This window comes from Vibrio fortis (assembly GCF_000695685.1).
GTDB lineage: Bacteria > Pseudomonadota > Gammaproteobacteria > Enterobacterales > Vibrionaceae > Vibrio > Vibrio fortis_A.
Genome location: NZ_JFFR01000001.1, coordinates 1 through 23,736 on the forward strand (window position 1 = coordinate 1; position 23,736 = coordinate 23,736).

At 46.9% G+C, this 23,736-nt stretch carries 19 protein-coding genes and 1 riboswitch; of the genes, 8 read left to right on the forward strand and 11 right to left on the reverse strand.

Features of this window, described 5'->3' with window-relative positions:
* Positions 1-411: 411 nt before the first annotated feature.
* From hemG to VFDL14_RS22795, 3 genes are read right to left on the reverse strand one after another with little or no spacing between them, the layout of a single operon-like run.
* The gene (gene hemG, locus VFDL14_RS22805; protein ID WP_032548604.1) at positions 412-939 is read right to left on the reverse strand and encodes a menaquinone-dependent protoporphyrinogen IX dehydrogenase; all 528 of its coding nucleotides are present in this window, start codon (positions 937-939) and stop codon (positions 412-414) included.
* A 9-nt stretch (positions 940-948) separates the two neighbouring features.
* Positions 949-2,406 carry a TrkH family potassium uptake protein gene (locus VFDL14_RS22800; protein WP_032548605.1) on the reverse strand — a complete coding sequence of 486 codons (1,458 nt, stop codon included), beginning with the start codon at positions 2,404-2,406 and terminating at the stop codon, positions 949-951.
* A 34-nt stretch (positions 2,407-2,440) separates the two neighbouring features.
* Positions 2,441-3,064, reverse strand: a complete 624-nt coding sequence (locus VFDL14_RS22795) for a YigZ family protein (RefSeq protein WP_032548606.1) — start codon at positions 3,062-3,064, stop codon at positions 2,441-2,443.
* Between the two features lie 227 nt (positions 3,065-3,291).
* On the opposite strand from VFDL14_RS22795, the gene fadB reads away from it, so the two are divergent.
* From fadB to VFDL14_RS22785, 3 genes are all read left to right on the forward strand, one after another.
* Positions 3,292-5,463, forward strand: a complete 2,172-nt coding sequence (gene fadB, locus VFDL14_RS22790) for a fatty acid oxidation complex subunit alpha FadB (RefSeq protein WP_032548607.1) — start codon at positions 3,292-3,294, stop codon at positions 5,461-5,463.
* 26 nt (positions 5,464-5,489) lie between these two features.
* Positions 5,490-6,653 carry an acetyl-CoA C-acyltransferase FadA gene (gene fadA / locus VFDL14_RS0122810; protein WP_032548608.1) on the forward strand — a complete coding sequence of 388 codons (1,164 nt, stop codon included), beginning with the start codon at positions 5,490-5,492 and terminating at the stop codon, positions 6,651-6,653.
* A 231-nt stretch (positions 6,654-6,884) separates the two neighbouring features.
* Complete coding sequence (locus VFDL14_RS22785; RefSeq protein ID WP_032548609.1) at positions 6,885-7,865, forward strand: MDR family oxidoreductase; 981 nt, start codon at positions 6,885-6,887, stop codon at positions 7,863-7,865.
* A 76-nt stretch (positions 7,866-7,941) separates the two neighbouring features.
* Here the strand turns inward: VFDL14_RS22785 and VFDL14_RS22780 are convergent, their stop codons facing one another.
* Positions 7,942-8,883 (reverse strand): LysR family transcriptional regulator, encoded by a 942-nt coding sequence (locus VFDL14_RS22780; protein ID WP_032548610.1) that lies wholly within the window; start codon positions 8,881-8,883, stop codon positions 7,942-7,944.
* A gap of 172 nt (positions 8,884-9,055) precedes the next feature.
* Positions 9,056-9,241, reverse strand: a complete 186-nt coding sequence (locus tag VFDL14_RS22775) for a hypothetical protein (protein WP_032548611.1) — start codon at positions 9,239-9,241, stop codon at positions 9,056-9,058.
* A 148-nt stretch (positions 9,242-9,389) separates the two neighbouring features.
* Between VFDL14_RS22775 and tusA the strand changes: the two genes are divergently transcribed.
* Entirely contained in the window at positions 9,390-9,641 is a 252-nt protein-coding gene (gene tusA, locus VFDL14_RS22770; protein WP_032548612.1) for a sulfurtransferase TusA, read from the forward strand.
* A 49-nt stretch (positions 9,642-9,690) separates the two neighbouring features.
* Here tusA and VFDL14_RS22765 read toward each other — a convergent pair whose 3' ends face one another.
* Both VFDL14_RS22765 and VFDL14_RS22760 read right to left on the reverse strand, forming a co-directional pair.
* Positions 9,691-9,948: a hypothetical protein gene (locus tag VFDL14_RS22765; protein WP_084181750.1), complete on the reverse strand. Its 258-nt coding sequence runs from the start codon at positions 9,946-9,948 to the stop codon at positions 9,691-9,693.
* A gap of 213 nt (positions 9,949-10,161) precedes the next feature.
* Entirely contained in the window at positions 10,162-10,716 is a 555-nt protein-coding gene (locus VFDL14_RS22760) for a TMEM165/GDT1 family protein (protein ID WP_032548613.1), read from the reverse strand.
* 39 nt (positions 10,717-10,755) lie between these two features.
* Positions 10,756-10,943, reverse strand: a riboswitch (yybP-ykoY riboswitch).
* Between the two features lie 209 nt (positions 10,944-11,152).
* Here VFDL14_RS22760 and glyQ point away from each other — a divergent pair.
* The 4 genes from glyQ (at position 11,153) to VFDL14_RS22740 (ending at position 17,875) form a co-directional block, all read left to right on the forward strand.
* On the forward strand, positions 11,153-12,073 hold the full coding sequence (glyQ, locus tag VFDL14_RS22755) for a glycine--tRNA ligase subunit alpha (protein ID WP_032548614.1): 921 nt from the start codon (positions 11,153-11,155) through the stop codon (positions 12,071-12,073).
* 2 nt (positions 12,074-12,075) lie between these two features.
* Complete coding sequence (glyS, locus tag VFDL14_RS22750) at positions 12,076-14,142, forward strand: glycine--tRNA ligase subunit beta (protein ID WP_032548615.1); 2,067 nt, start codon at positions 12,076-12,078, stop codon at positions 14,140-14,142.
* Positions 14,143-14,342: 200 nt separating this feature from the next.
* A complete protein-coding gene (locus VFDL14_RS22745; RefSeq protein ID WP_032548616.1) occupies positions 14,343-16,430 on the forward strand; it encodes an alpha-amylase in 2,088 nt (695 codons plus the stop codon).
* A gap of 191 nt (positions 16,431-16,621) precedes the next feature.
* Complete coding sequence (locus tag VFDL14_RS22740) at positions 16,622-17,875, forward strand: valine--pyruvate transaminase (protein WP_032548617.1); 1,254 nt, start codon at positions 16,622-16,624, stop codon at positions 17,873-17,875.
* Between the two features lie 272 nt (positions 17,876-18,147).
* Here VFDL14_RS22740 and VFDL14_RS22735 read toward each other — a convergent pair whose 3' ends face one another.
* The 4 genes from VFDL14_RS22735 to dnaN form a co-directional block, all read right to left on the reverse strand.
* Positions 18,148-18,582, reverse strand: a complete 435-nt coding sequence (locus VFDL14_RS22735) for an Hsp20 family protein (protein WP_032548618.1) — start codon at positions 18,580-18,582, stop codon at positions 18,148-18,150.
* Positions 18,583-19,026: 444 nt separating this feature from the next.
* Positions 19,027-21,444, reverse strand: coding sequence for a DNA topoisomerase (ATP-hydrolyzing) subunit B (gyrB, locus tag VFDL14_RS22730; protein WP_032548619.1), 2,418 nt, complete (start codon positions 21,442-21,444; stop codon positions 19,027-19,029).
* A gap of 17 nt (positions 21,445-21,461) precedes the next feature.
* Positions 21,462-22,541, reverse strand: coding sequence for a DNA replication/repair protein RecF (gene recF, locus VFDL14_RS22725; RefSeq protein ID WP_032548620.1), 1,080 nt, complete (start codon positions 22,539-22,541; stop codon positions 21,462-21,464).
* 37 nt (positions 22,542-22,578) lie between these two features.
* Entirely contained in the window at positions 22,579-23,679 is a 1,101-nt protein-coding gene (gene dnaN / locus VFDL14_RS22720) for a DNA polymerase III subunit beta (protein ID WP_032548622.1), read from the reverse strand.
* Positions 23,680-23,736 lie beyond the last annotated feature (57 nt).

Sequence of the window (23,736 nt, forward strand, 5' to 3'; positions counted from 1 at the left end):
TAATGTTGAATTGACTGTGCCGAATCTTACGATTCGAATTGGTCACTCAGTTCATTGAAATCAAGTTGAAACCGAAGTTTCTATTTTGATATTCATCAACGAGTGCCCACACAGATTGATAGGTTTAAATTGTTAAAGAGCTTTTCCTTTTTGAGCTTCGCTCAAATCGGACGGCCATTTTAGCGATTTAAGTTTTAGTGTCAACCACTTTTTTCAAAACTTTTTTCAAGCGCTTAGCTTGGCTAATTTGGCTTGCTGATTCGTTGTGGTTTCTTGCGAAGCCATCCCGTGTCAGCGAGGTTGCATTATAGAGATTGCGATCACATTGGCAAGCCCTTTTTTAAGTTTTTTTGCTTTTTTTAATTGTTCGATTAAAAAGAAAACAAAACGCCTCAAAAGTAAGCTTTTCTCTTATAGATTCTTGAGTTTTTCAGTGAATAAAGAGACTTTTTGCCAGTTGGTGTACTCAACTTCTTTGCTGGTATCCGTTTCACCACCAGTCATCGTCATAATAAAGCGAATCATGGTTCTGTCGAAGAAGTTATATCTAGGGTAATAGAGAGCACCTGCGAAAACACCGATTAAAGAAGGTTGCCACGGTGACTTCTTAAGGAATGTCTTTATATACGCACTGCCTTCTGGCGTATCTTTACCTTGGTCTTCTTTACGAGCGGTTAGGTTCACGCAGAAGAACGCCACTTTATTCGATTGAAGTTGAGTAAGATTGCGCTCAATAAACTGGTACAGCTTTTTATTAAGATGACCATAACGAATAGAGGCACCAATCAGTACTTTGTCATACTGAGCGAAATCTACGTCGCCAACGGTGTGCAGATCGCGAATGTCGCAATCAAACTCCGCCATCTCCTCTTTTATATAGTTAAGAATCTTCTTGGTCTGCCCTTCTCGGCTTGAGTAAAGAAATAGTGCTTTTGCCACAATGGTTCCTTAGCTACGCCAGAACGTAGGCGTTAATAGAATTAATAGAGTGAAGATCTCTAAACGTCCAAACAGCATAGAGACAATCAATACCCACTTTGCTTTATCGTTAACATCACCAAAGTGGACTGCTACTTCTCCTAGGCCTGGGCCCAGATTGTTCAATGTTGCCGCCACAGCAGAGAACGCACTCAGTTCATCCATACCCGTTGCAATCAGAGCCAACATACAAACCACGAACACCAGAGCATAAGCAGAAAAGAATCCCCATACCGCATCAACAACACGTTGAGGAAGTGCCGTACCACCAACCTTGATGGTGTAAACCGCACGTGGGTGAACCAAACGCTTCATTTCACGAGCGCCTTGCAGGGTCAGCAATAGAATACGGATAACTTTCATACCGCCACCAGTCGAACCTGCACACCCGCCTATAAAAGAAGAGAATAAAAGCAGTACTGGCAAGAACAGTGGCCATTCTGAAAAACCGGTTGTAGTAAAACCAGCAGTGGTTGAAATAGAGACCGTCTGGAATAGCGCTTGATCAAACGCATCATAATAAGAGTCGTAAGAGTGGTGATTCAGTAGTAATAAGAAGCAAACCAGAAACAACACCGCTTGAATAAAGATAAACGCACGAAACTCAGGATCTTTCCAATAGTACTTAGGGTGAACACCGCCCGAAGCAAATGCTGCAAAATGAAGAGAGTAGTTACACGCAGAGATAAGAAGGAATACAACCGTGATCATGTTAATCGCAGGGCTATTGAAATAACCCATACTGGCATCATGCGTCGAGAAGCCACCGATAGCTATAGTAGAGAAACTGTGGCTAATGGCATCAAAGAAGCTCATTCCCGCCAGCCAAAACGCTACCGCACAAGCAATAGTTAAACTTAAATAGATATACCAAAGTGCTTTTGCTGTTTCTGCAATCCTCGGGGTCATCTTACTGTCTTTAACAGGACCTGGGATTTCCGCTCTATATAGCTGCATACCACCGATACCCAGTACCGGTAAGATCGCTACCGCGAGTACGATGATACCCATACCACCAAACCACTGCAGGAACTGACGATAAAAAAGAATCGCTTTAGGTAAGTCATCCAGTCCAACAATAACAGTAGCACCGGTTGTGGTAAGAGCCGAGAAAGACTCGAAGAAGGCATCAGTAACCGAAACATTTGGGTTATCTGCTATTAAAAAAGGAAGTGCACCAGCACTGCCGATTACAGTCCAGAACAAAACCACAATAAGAAAGCCGTCTCTCGCCTTTAATTCATGCTTGTGGCGACGGTTTGGAAACCAGCAGGTAGCACCACAAAAAAGTAAAACAAAGAAGGTCGTAACAAAAGGAACACCAGCACCATCTCGATAGATCAATGCCACCAGCGCGGGTGCAAGCATTGAGACACTAAAGAGTGCTAATAATAATCCGACGATTCGAATAATTGAGCGAAATTGCATGAGCTAATGAACGAAGCGAAAGGCTTCACACTTCCTAGTTATCTTTTACTTGAGTGACCAGTGCCTTGGCACCGCTTTTATTGATCATGGTTTGAGTGAAGGCTTCGACCTGAAGCAGCTCAATCTCTATGACCATTGTGACCTGAACGCCATAATCCGCTTCAACCTCTACCGCCTGATATTGCGACATGATTGATTGGGCGATCGGCATAAACCCATAGTCTAACTCTAGGCGCAATTTTGTGGTTATTTTTTTCTCGATAGTTTGAAGCAGCTTAAGCGCTTGTTGCACACCACCGCCGTACGCCTTTACTAAACCACCTGTACCGAGCTTAATTCCACCCGAATAACGAGTCACCACGGCCGTCAGTTCCCCCACTCCAGAACCAGACAGTTGAGCCAATATTGGTTTACCCGCCGTTCCTGATGGTTCACCGTCATCACTGAAGCCCCACTTCATCGAGTCTTCTGGTCGCCCAGCAACAAATCCCCAGCAATTGTGTCTTGCTTCGCTATGCTCTTGTTTTATCTGATCAACAAACTGCTTAGCCGCCTCAATACTCGGTGTATGAGCAAGGTGGGTAATGAAGACACTTTTCTTAATTTCTTCTTCAAAAACAGCCGAAGCAGCCGGGATTAAATATGGTTGGTCATTCATATCATTTACTTTAGCGATCAGGGCGGCAAAGTGTATCACGGGTGAATAATAAGGGTTAGCGGATCTGTGCTAACGCACAATGTTAAACAATTGTTTAAAAAATGTATTGAAATTAGCCAGTGGTGGGTACAGACTAAAGAAACTGGTCTTACCAGGTATTCTATACTTAAAGAAAGATAACAAAATTCTCTCAAACAATCGTCGATTGTATGTCATGGAGATAGACAATGATTTACCAAGCTAACACCCTACAGGTAAAGGAATTACAAGATGGTATAGCCGAACTTAGCTTTTGTGCTCCAGCCTCTGTAAATAAGCTCGACCTTGCTACATTAGAATCACTCGACAAAGCACTTGATGCTTTAAATGACCACGCTGGACTGCGCGGCTTGATCTTAACTTCAAACAAAGATGCCTTCATCGTAGGTGCAGACATCACGGAGTTTTTGGGCCTATTCGCGAAACCAGAAGCGGAACTAGAAGAGTGGCTGATTTTTGCGAACTCTATTTTTAGCAAGCTAGAAGACCTACCTGTTCCTACCCTTTCAATGATGCGCGGCCATGCACTTGGCGGCGGTTGTGAGTGCGTACTAGCCACTGACTTCCGTATTGGTGACAAGACCACCAGCATCGGCTTACCAGAAACCAAATTAGGTATCATGCCTGGCTTTGGTGGTTGTGTACGTCTGCCACGTGTTATTGGTGCTGACAGCGCAATGGAAATCATCACGCAGGGCAAAGCATGCCGAGCAGATGAAGCACTGAACGTTGGGTTGTTAGATGCGATTGTTGAAACTGACCAACTACTTGAATCGGCTATTAATACAGTATCTCTAGCCGCGAGCGAGAAGCTAGACTGGGTTGCTCGCCGCAAACAGAAAACCTCTGCGTTATCACTCAGCAAGCTAGAAGCAATGATGAGCTTTACGATGGCAAAAGGTCTAGTAGCTCAGAAAGCTGGCCCTCACTACCCAGCACCGATCACATCTGTTATCGCGATTGAAGAAGCTGCTCGTTGCGATCGTGATGCTGCACTGGATATCGAGCGTAAACACTTCATTAAACTGGCGAAGTCTGAAGAAGCGAAAGCACTGGTTGGCCTATTCCTTAACGACCAATACATTAAAGGCATCGCGAAGAAAGCTGGCAAGTCAGCGAATAAAGCCACAGAGCGTGCTGCTGTATTAGGTGCAGGCATCATGGGGGGTGGTATTGCCTACCAATCTGCGCTGAAAGGCGTGCCTGTGATGATGAAAGATATTGCTCAAGCATCGCTAGATCTAGGCATGAACGAAGCATCTAAGCTTCTTAATAAACGTCTGTCTCGTGGCCGCATCGATGGCTTCAAGATGGCGGGTATTCTCTCTTCTATTACTCCTAGCCTTCACTACGCAGGTATCGAGCAATCAGATGTGATTGTTGAAGCGGTAGTAGAAAACCCGAAAATTAAAGCGGCCGTGTTGAGTGAAGTGGAACAGCAGGTTAGCCCTGATACTGTGATTACCTCTAACACGTCGACGATTCCAATCAATCTACTGGCAAAATCGCTGCAACGCCCAGAAAACTTCTGTGGTATGCACTTCTTCAACCCAGTGCACCGCATGCCGCTAGTAGAGATCATCCGTGGTGAGCACACTTCAGATGAAACCATCAATCGCGTTGTCGCTTACGCGGCGAAAATGGGTAAATCACCAATTGTCGTTAACGACTGCCCAGGCTTCTTCGTTAACCGTGTTCTTTTCCCATACTTTGGCGGCTTTAGCATGTTGCTTCGCGACGGTGCTGACTTCACCAAGATCGACAAAATCATGGAACGTAAGTTTGGTTGGCCTATGGGTCCTGCTTATCTACTGGATGTGGTTGGTCTTGATACTGCGCATCACGCACAAGATGTGATGGCACAAGGCTTCCCAGAGCGAATGGGTAAAGAAGGTCGTGACGCGATCGACGCGCTATTTGAAGCAAACAAGTTTGGTCAGAAAAATGGCAGCGGCTTCTACAGCTACAGCGTCGACAAGCGTGGTCGTCCGAAGAAAGCCTTCTCTGAAGATATCCTTCCTATCTTGGCTGACGTATGCCAAGCACCACAGGAATTTGATGAAGAGACCATTATCCAGCGTGTGATGATTCCAATGATCAACGAAGTGGTACTGTGTCTTGAAGAAGGCATCATCGCTTCACCACAAGAAGCTGATATGGCTCTGGTTTACGGACTTGGCTTCCCTCCATTCAGAGGCGGCGTTTTCCGTTACCTAGACAGTGTGGGCATCGCGAACTTTGTTGAGACAGCGAAAGGCTACCAAGACCTTGGCGCAATGTACCAAGTACCTCAACTATTGCTTGATATGGCAGAGAAAGGCGAAAGCTTTTACGACGCTCAGCAAGCTAGCTCTCTATAACCCACATTTGGAAAAGGAATTACAAAATGAAGAACGTAGTTGTTGTTGATTGCCTTCGCACCCCAATGGGCCGTTCCAAAGGTGGCGCTTTCCGTCATACACGCGCAGAAGACCTTTCTGCACACCTGATGAAAGGCATTCTTGAGCGTAACCCACAAGTTAACCCGAGTGAGATTGAAGATATCTACTGGGGCTGTGTCCAACAGACACTTGAGCAGGGCTTTAACGTAGCACGTAATGCTGCGCTACTTGCTGGCCTACCGATTGAAATTGGTGCTGTAACCGTTAACCGATTATGTGGTTCATCTATGCAAGCTCTGCATGATGCAACACGCTCAATCATGGTTGGCGATGCAGATATCTGTCTGATTGGTGGTGTTGAGCATATGGGTCATGTTCCTATGACGCATGGTGTGGACTTCCACCCAGGCATGTCAAAGAACGTAGCGAAAGCTGCGGGCATGATGGGTCTGACGGCAGAAATGCTTGGTAAGCTGCACGGCATCAGTCGTGAAGACCAAGATGCTTTCGCTGCCCGCTCTCACGCTCGCGCACATGCTGCAACGGTTGAAGGTCGCTTTAAAAACGAGATCTTACCAACTGAAGGTCACGCGGCAGACGGTTCACTGTTCACACTGGATCATGATGAAGTGATTCGCCCAGAGACCACAGTTGAAGGCCTATCTCAGCTTCGCCCAGTATTCGATCCAGCTAACGGTACCGTAACCGCTGGTACATCATCAGCGCTGTCAGATGGTGCATCTGCGATGCTGATCATGAGCGAAGAGAAAGCTAACGAGCTTGGTTTGACGATTCGTGCTCGTGTTAAGTCAATGGCAATTGCAGGTTGTGACCCATCAATCATGGGCTACGGACCTGTTCCAGCGACTAAGAAGGCACTGAAACGTGCAGGCCTATCGATTGAAGATATGGGCGTCATTGAGCTTAACGAAGCCTTTGCAGCGCAATCTCTGCCATGTGCTAAAGATCTCGGTCTTCTGGATGTGGTCGACGAGAAAGTAAATCTCAATGGTGGTGCAATCGCACTTGGTCACCCACTGGGTTGTTCAGGTTCGCGTATCTCAACCACCTTGATTAACCTAATGGAAGCGAAGGACGTGAAGTACGGCCTAGCAACCATGTGTATTGGTTTGGGCCAAGGTATCGCAACGGTATTTGAACGCCCTTAATCTAGAGTAACTCTAAGTTAAGAGACCAATTAATTGTCGTTAGTAGGGTAACGATAGAAGTGCAGCCTTAGTCTCTAAGGCTGCACTTTTTTATCTGCCGACTTACCGATATCACAAAACTAGAACTATGCATGTGATGCATAGATTCAATGTTGACGTTTCATTATTTTTTCTTCAGTTATTCAACTACAGTTATCTCAGTTTCCTAATATTCCTCCAGTGGAGAGCACCATGTTTAAAGCACTTGTACTAAACCAAGAAGACAAAAAAACGATTGCCAGCGTTTCTCAAATCGACGAGTCACAACTTCCAGAAGGCAACGTTAAAATTGATGTGAACTACTCATCTTTAAACTACAAAGATGGTCTAGCGATCACTGGTAAAGGGCGTATTGTTCGTAACTTCCCTATGGTACCGGGTATTGACCTTTCAGGTGTGGTTTCTCAATCAGACGACCCTCGTTACAAAGCGGGCGACGAAGTGGTACTGACTGGTTGGGGTGTTGGTGAAGGTCACTGGGGTGGCATGGCTGAAAAAGCGAGCCTAAACGGTGACTGGTTGGTACCAATGCCAAAAGGCCTAGACGCTAAAAAAGTGATGGCGATTGGTACTGCAGGTTTCACCGCAATGTTATGTGTTCAAGCTATCGTTGATGCAGGTGTAAAACCAGAAGACGGCGAGATTCTAGTAACGGGTTCAAGCGGTGGTGTAGGCAGTGTGTCTATCACTCTACTTAACCAACTGGGCTACAAAGTAGCAGCAGTAACAGGCCGTGCATCTGAAAACGGTGAGCTACTTAAATCTCTAGGTGCATCGCGCATTGTTGAGCGTGCAGAGCTAGAAGAGCCAGCAAAACCACTAGAAAAACAGCTGTGGGCTGGTGCTATCGATACAGTAGGCAGCAAAGTTCTAGCAAAAGTACTGGCACAGATCGATTACAACGGCGTTGTCGCGGCATGTGGCCTAGCAGGCGGCTTCGACCTACCAACAACGGTAATGCCATTCATCCTGCGTAATGTGCGTCTACAGGGTGTGGATTCAGTCATGTGTCCACGTGAGAAACGTATCAAGGCGTGGGAACAGCTAGCTGAACTACTTCCAGAGTCGTTCTACCAGCAAGCAACTAAAGAAGTGGCACTGGATGATGCGATCCAAGCTGCTGAAGACATTACTAACGGCCAAATCACTGGTCGCGTTGTCATCAAGCTATAACTTTAAGCACTCGAAGCTATAGAGCTTCAAGCAACAAATACAAAGGGCTGAGTTTACTCAGCCCTTTTTCATTCCGTTAACCTAGCCCAACATCAGCAATCCGCTTCTGAATCAACTCGCCACACTCCTCTTTCACCACTCGTCTCAGCCATTGCTGAGAAGCTGACGAATCGCAACGCGAATGCCAAATCAGTGAATAATCAAACGGCATAAACTCGAATGGTAGTGGTTTAACAACGAGGTCGTAGCGCTCTGCCACCAAATACGCGAGGTCGGCAGGTACCGTGATCACAAGAGGCATTCTATCGACGATCGCTAAAGCCGCCTCTAAGTGGTAGGCACGCAACACCATCCTTCTTGGCGGTTGATTGGCTAATGCATTATCAAGCAAGGCTTTTACTCCATCACTGATAGCAATCATCGCATGAGGCAGTGATACATAATCATTGAGGCTTAACGCGCTATCCGCCAGAGGGTGATTTTTAGAAAGCAGGCACGATACCCCAACAGGTCCTAATACCTGCTGATGCAGTGGTACAACTGGGCCTGTTGGTCGGCATATCGCCATATCAACCCGCTCGGTACTCAACTGTTTAAATAGATTCTCATGCTGAAGCGGTGCGAACTCTAACGAGATGTTTGGTGCTTGCTCATAGATCTTAGGCAGCGCATACGGAAGGATGGTTTGCATCGCGTAATCTGTAGTCGCGATCAGGAAGCGTTCCGTGCAGTAGTATGGGTCAAAGTCACTCGGGCTTAACAGCTGGCGAAATGACTCTAACGGCTGATCAATGCGCTGGCTAATTTCGAGTGCTCTCTTGGTCGGCAGTAGACGCTGCCCCTGACGAGTAAAGAGGGGATCATTAAGGAGTTCGCGAAGTCGCCCCAATACACGGCTGGTCGCAGACTGGCTGAGATTCAAACGCAAAGCGGCTTGACTCACGCTGCCCTCTTCGATCAAGACTTTAAGAGCAACCAACAGATTTAAATCTCGACGATAGATGTCTTCTAGTTCCACACGCTTACCTAATGAGCTTGTTAACAATCAATTTTGATGATTAATGTTTATAGCATGCTTTAGATAAAAAAAATCCCGCAATTACGCGGGGAAGCCCAAGAAAATTTGGGGATAGTGTCGGAATGTGTCGTATCGGAAAAACGTTTTGTACTTAGGTTAAATATCTTACGATTTAATGTTCCTGCTCTTCTGGCAAGCCACGCCAGCGTCGCATTTCAACCCAAATACCAATAATTGTTGCTGCTATGCCAAAGATTGGCATTAACGAGGCCTCTGCTGGTGTGCGTAACACTAACGCGCAAAAAGAGATAAAGCAGAGAACCGAATATATGGTTAATCTATCAAGTGCTGTCAACATCGCCACTCCTTAGCTAGTTGTCATTTGTTTAAGTTGTTACCAACTTGTTAAATAATTTATAGTAAATAATTCTGTTTGCCAAGCACTTATTGCATATTTTTTCTGCAGACGTATTATTCCCCTCGTTATACAGAAAGAGACACCTATCATGACATTCAATCCTGAGCTGGCCACACACACTTTAGAAGCACAAGGGCTACGCTGCCCAGAACCGGTAATGATGGTCAGGAAGACAATTCGAAACATGCAGGATGGCGATGTATTACTGGTAACGGCAGACGATCCATCAACCACACGCGACATCCCAAGTTTCTGTCGATTTATGGATCATCAACTTGTAGGACAGAACACGGATTCTGTGCCATACCAGTACTTAATCAAGAAAGGCCTTGAAGCCTAAGAAAGATTTGTTTCAGACGTAAAAAAGCCGCTCAGTGAGCGGCTTTTTGTTATTCGCTATCTCGACTGCGTTGCTGCAGATTGTCGAGTTGGTGTTGAATTGAGCGTAGTTCTTTACGCATAGGGATAATATGGGCGACTCGAATCCAAGCCTCAACGGCGAGTCCGGTCATGATCATTGCACCTGCCACCATCGGCAACCACATGTCAGTTAATACCATCCCCAATAGAGTTAATGCCAAGCCAAAAGTAAACAGGTAGCTTTGGCTTTGTGGAGTGATTCCCATATAACGCGTCAACATAATCATGCCCTCGTGTTCTCAACTCACAACATTAAAATATCATGACAATTGTGACAGTGATATGTCAGTCGGCGGTACTCACACCACCTCTCTGTTAGATTTTGAACTGCAACACAGAATGCAGATCGCAGCGCAAAAATTGGCACGCTTATAATTATAGATTGATAGATATGGCGATAGATTTCCCAGAACAACGAGGGACCTATCGCCGAAAAATCATTAGTAGATTGCAGCAGCAATAGCTAAGCCAACAAACAGCAGAGCGGTGATCTTGCGAATCAACGCCAGTGGCATCTTATCGGCTGACAATTTACCGATCACCACTACAGGCACGTTGGCTAATAACATACCAATCGTGGTACCCAAGATAACCCACAGCAGCGCATCAGCATACTGAGCCCCTAGGATAGAAGTGGCTATCTGAGTCTTATCACCAATTTCAGCAATGAAGAACGCAATAAAGCTTGCGACAAACGGACCACGGCTGGAGATCTCCTCATCGTCATCAAGCTTATCTGGGATCAGAATCCAACCCGCCATCGCCAAAAAGCTCACCACCACAACCCATTTGAGGACTTCTGGTGATAAGTAATCGGATACAACAACACCTAACCAAGCCGCTAGGGCATGATTGGCAATAGTGGCAAAGAAGATTGCAGCAATAATCGGTATCGGCTTGCGATAACGGCTGGCTAACAGAAGAGAGAGTAACTGTGTCTTATCACCGATCTCGGCCAAGGCAACAGTTGTAATAGAGATTGCTAAAACGCTCACGACATGCTCATTTGGGGCGGGATTATTATTTTAACCGTAGACAAACCTCGCGCCCCACCCCGGTTCACGATGTTTGTCTAAGGTCTTGCTAAACGAAGTCGACTTATGTGTTGTTGTGGTCGATTGTCGTCTCGAACGCCATGATGATTTTGCATCAATTATGTTGACGAACGAACCTATTATCCCAGTGTTGATAAATAGGTAAGCTACTCCCCAAAGACGGCGTGATTTTAGCGAGCCCCCTCCTCTAAAACAAGCTGAAAAGTGACTAAAAATTCCCGTTAAGTCGAAAAAAGAAGATTAAAGGGTAAAAAATCCATTAAAAGGGATTTAAGGCTATTAATTAAACAAGATTAACGCTACTCGCTGGGCAAATATCTGGGTATACTTGATTGTTATTTTTCAAATCATTTATAAGAATCGCGCGAACCTGACTATGCAAAAATTCGATATCAAAACCTTCCAGGGAATGATCCTCGCGCTGCAGGATTACTGGGCACAAAACGGTTGTACCATTGTTCAACCTCTAGATATGGAAGTAGGTGCTGGCACCTCTCACCCAATGACATGTCTACGTGCACTTGGCCCAGAGCCAATGTCTACGGCATACGTTCAACCTTCACGTCGTCCGACCGATGGTCGCTACGGTGAAAACCCGAACCGTCTGCAGCACTACTATCAGTTCCAAGTAGCTCTAAAACCATCTCCAGACAACATTCAGGAGTTGTACCTAGGCTCACTTGAAGTTCTTGGTATCGACCCGCTAGTACACGACATTCGTTTCGTAGAAGACAACTGGGAAAACCCAACGCTAGGCGCATGGGGTCTTGGTTGGGAAGTATGGCTAAACGGCATGGAAGTAACTCAATTTACTTACTTCCAGCAAGTTGGTGGCCTTGAGTGTAAGCCTGTTACTGGTGAGATCACTTACGGTATCGAACGTCTAGCTATGTACATCCAAGAAGTAGACTCTGTTTACGACCTAGTGTGGAACATCGCACCAGACGGCAGCAAAGTGACTTACGGTGACATCTTCCACCAGAACGAAGTTGAGCAATCAACTTACAACTTCGAGCACGCAGACGTAGATTTCCTATTCACGTTCTTTGATCAGTGTGAGAAAGAGTGTAAAGAGCTACTTGAGCTTGAGAAGCCACTTCCGCTTCCAGCTTACGAGCGCATTCTAAAAGCTGGCCACGCATTCAACATCCTTGATGCGCGTAAAGCTATCTCTGTAACAGAGCGCCAACGTTACATCCTTCGTATCCGCAACCTGACTAAATCAGTTGCAGAAGCATACTACGCATCGCGTGAAGCGCTTGGCTTCCCAATGTGCAAGAAGGACGAGGAGAAGTAATCATGGCTAAAGAATTTCTAATTGAACTGGGTACTGAAGAGCTACCACCAACACAGCTTCGTACTCTAGCAGAAGCGTTCGCAGCAAACTTCGAAGCAGAGCTAAAGGGCGCGAGCCTGGCTCACGAAGGCGTGAAATGGTACGCAGCACCTCGTCGTCTTGCTCTTAAAGTAGCAGCACTGGCTGAAGGCCAAGAAGACAAAGTCGTTGAAAAACGTGGCCCTGCAGTTTCTGTAGCATTCGATGCTGACGGCAACGCAACTAAAGCAGCTCAAGGCTGGGCTCGTGGTAACGGCATCACGGTTGAACAAGCTGACCGTCTAGTAACAGACAAAGGCGAATGGCTTCTTTTCAAACAAGAAGTAAAAGGCCAAGCAACGTCTGAAATCGTTGTTGACCTAGCAGCAAAAGCACTAGGTAACCTACCAATCGCGAAGCCAATGCGTTGGGGCAACAAGACAACTCAGTTCATTCGTCCAGTTAAAACACTAACTATGCTGATGGGTTCTGACCTTATCGAAGGCGAGATCCTAGGCGTAGCATCTGACCGCACTATCCGTGGTCACCGCTTCATGGGTGAGCAAGAGTTTACTATCGATTCTGCAGAGCAATACCCAGCGATCCTAGAAGAGCGCGGTAAAGTAATGGCAGATTACGAAGCGCGTAAAGCGATCATCCTTGCTGATTCGCAAAAAGCAGCAGCAGCGGTTGGTGGTACAGCTGATCTAGAAGATGACCTAGTAGAAGAAGTAACGTCTCTGGTTGAGTGGCCAGTAGTACTAACAGCGAAGTTTGAAGAAGAGTTCCTAAAAGTACCTTCTGAAGCATTGGTTTACACCATGAAGGGTGACCAAAAATACTTCCCTGTTTACGATGAAAACAAGAAGCTACTTCCTAACTTTATCTTCGTATCAAACATCGAATCGAAAGAGCCTCGCTACGTAATCGAAGGTAACGAGAAGGTTGTACGTCCACGTCTAGCGGATGCAGAATTCTTCTTCAACACAGACCGTAAGCGTCCTCTGATCGACCGTCTACCTGAGCTAGAGCAAGCTATCTTCCAGAAACAGCTTGGTACTATCAAAGACAAAACGGACCGCATCACAGAACTTGCTGGCTACATCGCTGAGCAGATCGATGCTGACGTTGAGAAATCTAAGCGCGCAGGTCTACTAGCGAAATGTGACCTAATGACATCAATGGTATTCGAATTCACGGATACTCAGGGTGTTATGGGCATGCACTACGCGACTCACGATGGTGAAGACGAGCAAGTTGCACTAGCACTTTACGAGCAGTACATGCCTCGTTTCGCAGGTGATGATCTACCAAGCACAGGTATCTCTTCTGCAGTAGCAATGGCAGACAAGCTGGACACTATCGTAGGTATCTTCGGTATTGGCCAAGCACCGAAAGGTTCTGACCCATTCGCTCTACGTCGTGCATCACTGGGTGTGCTGCGTATTATCGTTGAAAACGGCTACAACCTAGACCTAACTGATCTGATCGCAAAAGCGAAAGAACTACTAGGCGACAAGCTAACCAACGACAACGTAGAAGCAGACGTTATCGACTTCATGCTAGGTCGTTTCCGTGCATGGTACCAAGATGCTGGCTTCAGCGTTGATATCATCCAAGCGGTACTTGCGAATCGTCCAACCAAGCCAACTGACTTTGACCAACGTGTTAAAGCGGTTTCTCACTTCCGTGAACTAGAAGCGGCAGAAGCTCTAGCAGCAGCGAACAAACGTGTAGGTAACATCCTTGCGAAATTCGATGGTGAACTAGCAGCAGATATCAATCTGGCACTTCTACAAGAAGACGCGGAGAAAACACTGGCTGAAAACGTTGCAGTAATGACGGAAGCTCTAGAGCCAGCATTCGCGACAGGCAATTACCAAGAAGCCCTAAGCAAGCTAGCTGCTCTACGTGAGCCTGTTGATGCGTTCTTCGACAACGTAATGGTTATGGCTGATGACGAAGCGCTTAAGAAGAACCGTCTAACGCTATTGAACAACCTACGTAACCTGTTCCTACAGATTGCTGACATCTCTCTACTGCAAAAATAAGTACGAGTGAGACGGCTGTTCAAGGCGATGCTCTGAGCAACGAAAGGTAAATACCCAAAGGGAAGCACGTGCTTCCCTTTTTGTTTTTGTGAACTCGGTATTTATTTGTAGAGGTAATAACCATAACTCGATTGTATTAGTCCTCAGAATGTAGATCCCAACCTTTGATATAACGAGAGTCTTATTCGGGGAAGGATACAATGAAGAAGACCACTCTCGCGCTCTCAATTCTTGCACTAAGCGCATGCAGCCAAACCAGCGACAATCCACTACTGTTGACCATTGATGATCAGGCGCTGCCCTTTCAATCAACAGGACAAGGTACATTGATTGCCGAGCACGAGCTCAGCAAAGGCACACACACCTTTTCTATTAGCGATGCCGCGCAAACCTGTGGCACAAGCTATGCCTTGGCAGAAGAGAGCCGAGTGAAATTTAACAAGCCTCTACGTGTAAACGACTGCGCGGAAGAGTCTCAAATAGATATCAAGGTATTCAGGGCCAATACCTACCAATTTACCCTCAACCCACAATCCAATGAACTGACAGTTAAGGTCAAGCCGAAACAGAAGAAGGTTCAGAGCTTCACATGTCCGGTGCCAAGCGATTCACCGACCACCGTCGATGTCACTAAGACCTTTGCAGATGGCACCTTGTTACGTGACGCACTCTCTGGCCAGCAAGCGACAGTGACCAACGGCACGATCAGCATGAAACCGGCCAAATCAAGCCAAGGGCTTCTTTTGCTTGAAGAGGTTGAGTCAGCAGAACAATCGACGTTTAGTTGGGATAACGCCACGGTTTACTTCGTCATGACTGACCGCTTTTATAATGGCAACCCAGACAATGACAACAGCTATAGGCGCAGCAAAGATGGCCAAGATGAAGTTGGCACCTTCCACGGCGGAGACCTAGCAGGCTTAACCGAGAAGCTCGACTACATCGAATCGCTTGGGGCTAACGCTATCTGGATTACATCCCCTCTAGAGCAAATTCATGGCTGGGTTGGCGGTGGCGACCGTGGTGACTTTAAGCACTACGCTTACCATGGCTACTACCACCAAGATTGGACCAAGCTCGATGACAACATGGGGACCGAAGACGAGCTTAGAACTTTCATCGACACCGCTCACAGTAAAGGTATCCGCGTGATTTGGGATGTGGTGATGAACCACACCGGATACGCAACCCTCGCCGACATGCAGGAGTTTGATTTCGGTAAACTCAACCTCAGTGACCAAGAAGCACAGCAGACGCTTGGTAAAAATTGGACAGACTGGCAGCCAAAAGAGGGACAAAACTGGCACTACTTCAACAATTACATCTCCTACAGTGACCAAGAAGCGTGGGAGAAATGGTGGGGTAAGGCATGGCTTCGCAGCGATATTGGCGCCTATGATTCACCTGGCTACAACAACATCACTATGTCACTTGCGCACCTGCCAGATCTAAAAACCGAATCCACAGAGCTGACAGGGCACCCTAATTTCTACGCTAACAAAGAGACCAACGCTGAAGATGTGCAGCGTACACCTCGTCAACACCTAATCACTTGGCTTTCAGACTGGGTGAGAGAGTATGGCGTTGATGGTTTCCGCGTCGATACCGCCAAACACGTCGAACTTGATGCCTGGGCAGAGCTAAAAGAGAGCATGACTCAAGCACTCGCAGAATGGAAACAGAACAACCCAGACAAAGCATTGGATGATTTACCATTTTGGATGACAGGTGAAGTATGGGCGCATAGCGTTGTGAAATCGGATTACTTCGCTAACGGGTTTGATTCGATCATCAACTTCGAATTCCAGAGTGATATCGCACCAAAGGCGCTTAAGTGTTTGTCTGACCTCGACGCTGATTACCTTCGCTACGCAGAAAAGATCAACGGCGATAGTGAGTTCAATGTTCTGAGTTACCTATCATCACACGATACCTCTCTGTTCTGGACACAACATGGTAGCGATTTTGCGAAACAGACTCGAGCAGCGAACGCGCTGATGCTGGCTCCAGGCGCAGTACAGATCTATTACGGCGATGAAGTTGCGCGCGACTTCGGACCAACGGGATCCGATCCAATGCAGGGCACTCGTTCAGATATGCCTTGGGAGCAAATCGAAGGTGAGCGAGCCGAGCTACTGAAGCACTGGCAAGCGCTAGGTCAGTTCCGTCAGCGCCACCCATCGGTTGCACAGGGTAAACACATCATTCGCAACCAACAGGGCTACTACGCCTTCGAACGCCAATACAAAGACGACAAAGTGCTTGTGGTTTATACAGGGGCTAAATAAACACCAAGCAGTATAATCATGACCATTGTTGATAAAGCCAGCATATTTCGCTGGCTTTTTTTCGTTTGATACCACATTCGTGCTTTGCTCATCCGACACATTGCGGTATGTTCAAGAATTACCCTCGACCACCAGCAACATCTGGTGCACAAACTATTAAAACGAACATAATGAATTAGGTAACACAAGCGATGCAATTCTCTCAATTTGGTGAAAAGTTTAATCAGTACTCAGGTATTACGCAGTTAATGGATGATTTGAATGATGGTCTACGCACTCCAGGTGCCATCATGCTCGGTGGTGGTAACCCAGCAGCCATTCCTGCCATGCTCGACTACTTTCACCAAGCCAGTGAGGAACTCCTCGCCAGTGGAGCCCTGATCAACGCCCTCGCCAACTATGATGGACCGCAGGGCAAAGATGTTTTTGTAAAAGCGTTAGCAGCTCTACTTAAAGAGACCTACGGCTGGAATATCAGCGAAAAGAACATCAGCCTAACCAATGGTAGCCAGAGTGGCTTCTTCTACCTGTTCAACCTGCTTGCAGGTAAGCAGCCAGATGGCTCACATAAGAAAATCCTATTGCCGCTAGCGCCTGAATACATTGGCTATGGTGATGCGGGTGTTGATGAAGACATTTTTGTCTCTTACCACCCAGAAATTGAGATGCTTGATGATCGCATGTTCAAGTACCACGTCGACTTTGAAGAGCTCAAAGTGGATGAGTCGGTAGCGGCTATCTGTGCTTCACGCCCAACCAACCCAACAGGCAACGTGCTCACAGATGAAGAGATCCGTAAACTCGATAAGCTAGCACGCGAAAACAACATTCCGCTGATCATCGATAATGCTTACGGCTTGCCGTTTCCAAACATCATCTTTGAGGATGTAGAGCCTTTCTGGAACGAGAACACCATCCTATGCATGAGCCTGTCTAAGCTTGGTTTACCCGGTGTGCGTTGCGGTATCGTGATTGCGAGTGAAGAAGTCACACAAGCGATGACCAATATGAATGGCATCATCAGTTTGGCGCCGGGCAGCATCGGCCCTGCACTTGCGCATCATATGATTGAGAAAGGCGACCTGCTTGAGCTGAGTGAGAACACCATCAAGCCATTCTACCGTCAGAAATCTCTGCGAGCTGTCGAGCTGCTGCAACAAGCGATCACCGACGAGCGCTTCCGCATTCACAAACCAGAGGGCGCGATGTTCTTGTGGCTATGGTTTGATGAGCTGCCAATCACAACTATGGAGCTGTACAAGCGTCTAAAAGCTCGCGGGGTATTGATTGTTCCTGGTGAGTACTTCTTTATTGGTCAAGAGGATGAGTGGGACCATGCCCATCAGTGTCTGCGTATGAACTACGTACAAGACGATGAGATGATGCAGAAAGGTATTGCAATCATTGCTGAAGAAGTGGAAAAGGCTTACAGCGAAAGCAAATAGAGATTCCCTACTCGGTCGTTCCTCCCTCTATGGAATGACGCCAACAGAGCAAATAAAAAAGAGCACCTCACGAGGTGCTCTTTCACTCTTATTTCCCGATAATTTTTGTCACTTGAATACCCTAAATAATTGGGGATTCAGCTAGGCGACCATTCGTTTCACAAAACACAAGCCATTCAGCCCTATGAGCATAGGGAACCTATGTGATTTGGGGCCGGCGAACCGGGGAATTTACGACGTCAACAACGCTGTAGCTTCAAGTATGACGGGTATTAGCCTTCGATTAGACCATTACCATTAATAGCAATCTTACGTGGTTGCATCGCTTCTGGGATTTCGCGTTCTAGGTCAATGTGCAATAGACCGTTTTCCATGCTCGCACCTACCACTTTTACGTAGTCAGCCAGTTGGAATTTACGCTCGAAATCACGCTCTGCGATACCCTGGTACACATAGGTTTTTTCTGCTTCTGGTTTACGCTCACCTTTAACAATCAGCATGTTCTCTTTTTGAGTTAGGTCTAGCTGTTCTTCAGCAAAGCCTGCAACTGCCATCGTGATACGGTAGTTGTTCTCATCTTTCTGCTCGATATTGTATGGAGGGTAACCGCCAGAAGAGTTCTTCGATGTGTTCGCTTCCATCATGTTGAATAGACGATCGAAGCCAATTGCGTTGCGGTATAGTGGAGTGAAATCTACAGTTCTCATAATGCTATCCTTTTAGTAAGCAATAGTCTTAGTCGTGAGTTTGCACGGATCGATAGTGTGTTCGATCGCTGCCGACTAAGGGATTTATCCGCTACTCCTCGGGTTCTGATAACGCTGGGACGTAGTAATAAATCAGTTCAATTGTGTGCCTTCAAGGTTATCCTCTCCTGAGCGATACCTATTCAGCGTTCCGGAGGGCCTGTTTCTTCTCTCTTGAGCAAGACAGTCATCCTCTTCACAACTAGATATATGGATTGAGCAAAATAGTTTCAAGGGATCGAGCTAAAAAATTTTCTACGCGCTTCTAGAGATCCCCAACTCGGTCGTTCCTCCCTCTTGAGGATGACGAACCAACCTATTGAAAGATAATTAAAATATCGGCAATAAAAAAGACTGCCATTTCTGGCAGTCTTTTAAAATTTTCAGATTGTTTTTTAGGACAATCTACACATCCAGGTTAGCAACCTTCAATGCGTTTTCCTCGATGAAGTTACGACGCGGCTCAACTTGGTCACCCATTAGTGTGGTGAACAGCTGGTCTGCACCGACTGCATCTTCGATCGTTACTTGCATCATGCGACGCGTCTCTGGGTCCATAGTGGTTTCCCAAAGCTGATCTGGGTTCATCTCACCTAGACCTTTGTATCGCTGTAGGCTTAGGCCACGACGAGACTCTTTCACTAACCAGTTCAGAGCATCAACAAAGTTGTTCACCTCTTGAGTACGCTCACCACGCTTGATGTATGCGCCCTCTTCGATTAGACCATCTAGAGCCTCAGATAAGCTCGCTAGCTTGTCGTACTCTTTCGAGTTGAACAGCTCAACGCTCAATGCGTGCTCGTGTGTCACACCGTGTGTACGAACAACAACTTTAGGTAGGCTTAGACCCAGCTCTTCGTGTTTCTCAACTTCTAGCGAGTACTGGCTTGCACCAACTTCTTTCGCGTTCAGTTGCTCAACAAGCTGTTTGCCCCACGCTTCAACTGCAGCTTCGTCATGACACTGCTCTGCCGTTAGGCGTGGCATGTAGATCATTTCGTGCATCAGTGCGTGTGGGTAACGACGGCTCATACGCTCCACCAGCTTAATGCCAGAGTTGTATTGTTGAACCAGCTTCTCTAGCGCTTCACCTGCCAATGCTGGCGCATCTGCATTTACGTGAAGTGCTGCGTTATCAAGAGCCAATGCCACTTGGTATTGGTTCATTGCGTCTTCGTCTTTAATGTACTGCTCTTGCTTACCTTTCTTCACTTTGTAAAGCGGTGGCTGAGCGATGTACACGTAGCCGCGCTCGATAAGCTCAGGCATTTGACGGTAGAAGAAAGTCAACAGTAGCGTACGAATGTGCGAACCATCGACGTCGGCATCGGTCATGATGATGATGTTGTGGTAACGCAGTTTATCTGGGTTGTACTCATCGCGACCGATACCACAGCCAAGTGCTGTGATCAGCGTTGCTACTTCTTGTGAAGACAGCATCTTATCGAAGCGCGCTTTTTCAACGTTCAGGATCTTACCTTTCAGCGGTAGGATAGCCTGGTTCTTACGGTTACGGCCTTGTTTTGCGGAGCCGCCTGCCGAGTCACCCTCCACTATGTATAGTTCAGAGAGTGCTGGGTCTTTCTCCTGACAGTCAGCCAGTTTACCTGGTAGGCCTGCTAGGTCTAACGCGCCTTTACGACGAGTCATTTCACGAGCTTTACGCGCTGCATCACGTGCACGTGCTGCATCGATAATCTTAGTACAAACCGTTTTCGCTTCCGCTGGGTTCTCAATTAGGAACTCAGACAGCTTCTCACCCATCGCCTGCTCAACCGCAGATTTCACTTCAGAAGAAACCAGCTTGTCTTTGGTTTGGCTTGAGAACTTAGGATCTGGCACTTTCACCGAGATAACCGCAGTTAGACCTTCACGTGCATCATCACCTGAAGTCGCTGTCTTCGCTTTCTTAGAGAAGCCTTCTTTGTCCATGAAGCTGTTCAGTGTGCGCGTTAGCGCTGCACGGAAGCCCGCAAGGTGAGTACCACCATCGCGTTGAGGAATGTTGTTGGTGAAACAGTAGATGTTCTCTTGGTAGCCATCATTCCATTGCATCGCTACTTCGACAGTGATGCCATCATCACGCTCATTATCGAAGTGGAAGATTTTCTGGATGATTGGTGTTTTGTTGGTGTTTAGGTGCTCAACAAACGCTTGGATACCACCTTCAAACATGAAGTGGTCACCTTTGTCTTCTTCACGCTCATCACGTAGCTTGATTGATACGCCTGAGTTTAGGAAAGAAAGCTCACGCAGACGCTTCGCTAGAATGTCGTAGTGGAATTCGGTGTTAGAGAACGTCTCTTCACTTGGCCAGAAACGAATCTCTGTACCCGTTTTGTCCGTCTCACCAATCACAGCTAGTGGCGCTTGAGGCTCACCGTGGTGATAGGTTTGAGTATGGATTTGACCACCGCGGTGGATAGTAAGAGTAACCTGCTTCGACAGTGCGTTTACTACAGAAACACCTACACCGTGCAGACCACCCGATACCTTGTATGAGTTGTCATCGAACTTACCACCCGCGTGAAGAACCGTCATGATTACTTCCGCTGCAGATACCTGCTCTTCTGGGTGCATTTCGGTAGGGATACCACGGCCGTCATCGCGAACAGAAACCGAGTTATCGTCATGAATAGTAACAATGATGTCATTACAGTGACCAGCAAGTGCTTCATCAATAGAGTTATCTACCACCTCGAAGACCATGTGGTGCAGACCGGTACCATCATCCGTGTCGCCAATGTACATTCCAGGACGCTTACGTACCGCATCCAGACCCTTCAGTACTTTAATACTCGATGAATCGTAATTATCTGACATAGTTACTCTCTGACTAATTATCCTTGCTCTATTTTGCCATGTTCCACATGAAACATCCTGCTATTTTCATCATGCATGTCGGCAATCTGATCAGCGGTAATAGAGCTTACAAAAACTTGTGCCTGGGTCGCCTTTAAACACTCCGCAAGGCGTGCTCGGCGTTGGCTATCTAATTCGGAAGCGAAGTCATCTATTAAGTAGACGCACTGCTTACCTGTCATCTGGGTGAGGTGTTGGCCTTGAGCCACGCGCAGCGCGCACACCATCAACTTCAGTTGACCTCGTGACAAGACATCCTCCACTGGAGTGCCGTTCACTTTTATCTTTAGATCCGCTTTGTTTGGCCCACTAAAGGTGTAACCAAGCTGCTGATCCCTTTCAAAATTCTTCTCTAGTATCTCGGCATAGGGCGTATCTTTGTCCCAGCCGCGATAGTAGTTAATCTTTATCTCAAACTCTGGCAAGAAGGTGGCGCAAATCTCTTCTGCGACCTGTTTAAGCTGTTCAACATAGGTTGCTCGCCACTGACTGATGTTTTCTGCCAATCGCGCCAGTTCCTGATCCCAGTAGCTGAGCTCGCGATAGTGGGTGGCTGTTTTGAGCAGCGCGTTACGTTGCTTATTAAGACGCTTCACTCGCCCCCATGCATCGTAAAAACCAGATTCGCTGTGAAACACGCCCCAGTCAATAAAGGCGCGGCGATGTTTCGGCCCATCCGTCAGTAAATCAAACCCTTCTGGGTGAATCAACTGCAAAGGCAAGACTTGCGCTAATTGCGCCAGCTTTTGTCCAGATTGACCGCCTATTTTAACCTCTGTTGTGCCATCGCGCTGCTTATTAATGCCAATAGGCAGCTCAAATTGATCCGAGGTCAAAAAACGGCCGTGAACAAACAGCTCACTACACTCATTTTGGATGATGCGACCAGTTAAGGAGCTCTTAAAAGAGCGGCCATGTCCGAGCAGATAAATCGCTTCGAGGACACTGGTTTTACCGCTGCCGTTCGCCCCTATAAGAAAGTTAAAGCCTGATGACGGTTGAATGTCACAGGCTTCAATATTTCTAAACTGCTTAACGATCAGACGAGAGAGTGGCATAACGTCATCATATTAATCATTAACGACGGCACCATCTCTATAGACGGATAGGCATAACAACGTACATCGCGCTGTCATCTTGTGCGTTCTCAATCAGTGCACTGGCGTTGGCATCCGACATAGAAACACGAACCTGTTCACAGCGTAGAGTGTTCAATACATCCAGAACATAGCTTACGTTGAAGCCGATCTCTAGCGCGTCACCTTCGTAGTTCACGTCTAGCATCTCTTCCGCTTCTTCTTGCTCTGGGTTGTTCGCCGTAATGCGCATTTCGCTATCCGCAAGATTCACACGCACGCCACGGAATTTTTCATTCGATAGAATTGCAGCACGAGAGAAAGCAGAGCGCAGTTCATCACAGCTAGTTTCTAGCGTTTTGGTAGTATTTTGCGGCATTACGCGGCGATAATCAGGGAAACGACCATCAACAAGCTTAGAAGTGAAGACATAGTTGTTCACCTCAGCACGAACGTTTGAGCTACCAATTTGCAGCGTTACCGGCAGCTCTGGTGCATCTAATAGCTTAACGAGCTCTTGAACACCCTTACGAGGCACGATGATCTGCTTCTGTGCGAAATCAGCACCAAGCTGAGCTTGAGATACCGCCATACGGTGACCATCGGTCGCAACGCTACGTAGCGTTGAGCCTTCAATCTCAAACAACATACCGTTGAGGTAGTAACGAACATCTTGGTTCGCCATTGAGAATTGTGTCTTCTCAATCAGACCACGGAGTTCTGCTTGTGTCACAGACACTTCAACTTCGCTGCTCCAGTCTTCAATATTTGGGAAATCAGCCGCCGGTAGTGTTGCTAAAGAGAAACGGCTGCGGCCAGAGCGTACTTGAACACGGTCGCCATCGAGAACCACTGTGATCACTGAGCTATCTGGTAAACCGCGACAGATATCAAGGAACTTACGAGAAGGAACCGTGATGCTGCCCGCTTCAAACTCACCTTCTAATGTAACGCGACTCACCAACTCCACTTCTAGATCGGTGGCGGTCATTGATAATACGTTATCTTCAACCTTGATCAGTAGGTTACCTAGGATTGGCAGGGTTGGTCGACCACCCAGTGCGCCAGAGACTTGTTGTAACGGCTTAATCAGGTGACTGCGTTCAATGGTAAATTTCATAGCTTGCTCTTAAGGTATCAAGGGCGGCCCGTTATCCAACGAGCGGCCGATATTCTG

Excerpts from the sequence above, each read along its gene's own strand:
- VFDL14_RS22800 (WP_032548605.1), bottom strand. The coding sequence starts at position 2,406 with ATGCAATTTCGCTCAATTATTCGAATCGTCGGATTATTATTAGCACTC.
- VFDL14_RS22795 (WP_032548606.1), bottom strand. The coding sequence starts at position 3,064 with ATGAATGACCAACCATATTTAATCCCGGCTGCTTCGGCTGTTTTTGAA.
- fadB (WP_032548607.1), top strand. The coding sequence starts at position 3,292 with ATGATTTACCAAGCTAACACCCTACAGGTAAAGGAATTACAAGATGGT.
- fadA (WP_032548608.1), top strand. The coding sequence starts at position 5,490 with ATGAAGAACGTAGTTGTTGTTGATTGCCTTCGCACCCCAATGGGCCGT.
- VFDL14_RS22785 (WP_032548609.1), top strand. The coding sequence starts at position 6,885 with ATGTTTAAAGCACTTGTACTAAACCAAGAAGACAAAAAAACGATTGCC.
- VFDL14_RS22775 (WP_032548611.1), bottom strand. The coding sequence starts at position 9,241 with ATGTTGACAGCACTTGATAGATTAACCATATATTCGGTTCTCTGCTTT.
- tusA (WP_032548612.1), top strand. The coding sequence starts at position 9,390 with ATGACATTCAATCCTGAGCTGGCCACACACACTTTAGAAGCACAAGGG.
- VFDL14_RS22765 (WP_084181750.1), bottom strand. The coding sequence starts at position 9,948 with ATGATTATGTTGACGCGTTATATGGGAATCACTCCACAAAGCCAAAGC.
- glyQ (WP_032548614.1), top strand. The coding sequence starts at position 11,153 with ATGCAAAAATTCGATATCAAAACCTTCCAGGGAATGATCCTCGCGCTG.
- glyS (WP_032548615.1), top strand. The coding sequence starts at position 12,076 with ATGGCTAAAGAATTTCTAATTGAACTGGGTACTGAAGAGCTACCACCA.
- VFDL14_RS22745 (WP_032548616.1), top strand. The coding sequence starts at position 14,343 with ATGAAGAAGACCACTCTCGCGCTCTCAATTCTTGCACTAAGCGCATGC.
- VFDL14_RS22740 (WP_032548617.1), top strand. The coding sequence starts at position 16,622 with ATGCAATTCTCTCAATTTGGTGAAAAGTTTAATCAGTACTCAGGTATT.
- VFDL14_RS22735 (WP_032548618.1), bottom strand. The coding sequence starts at position 18,582 with ATGAGAACTGTAGATTTCACTCCACTATACCGCAACGCAATTGGCTTC.
- gyrB (WP_032548619.1), bottom strand. The coding sequence starts at position 21,444 with ATGTCAGATAATTACGATTCATCGAGTATTAAAGTACTGAAGGGTCTG.
- recF (WP_032548620.1), bottom strand. The coding sequence starts at position 22,541 with ATGCCACTCTCTCGTCTGATCGTTAAGCAGTTTAGAAATATTGAAGCC.
- dnaN (WP_032548622.1), bottom strand. The coding sequence starts at position 23,679 with ATGAAATTTACCATTGAACGCAGTCACCTGATTAAGCCGTTACAACAA.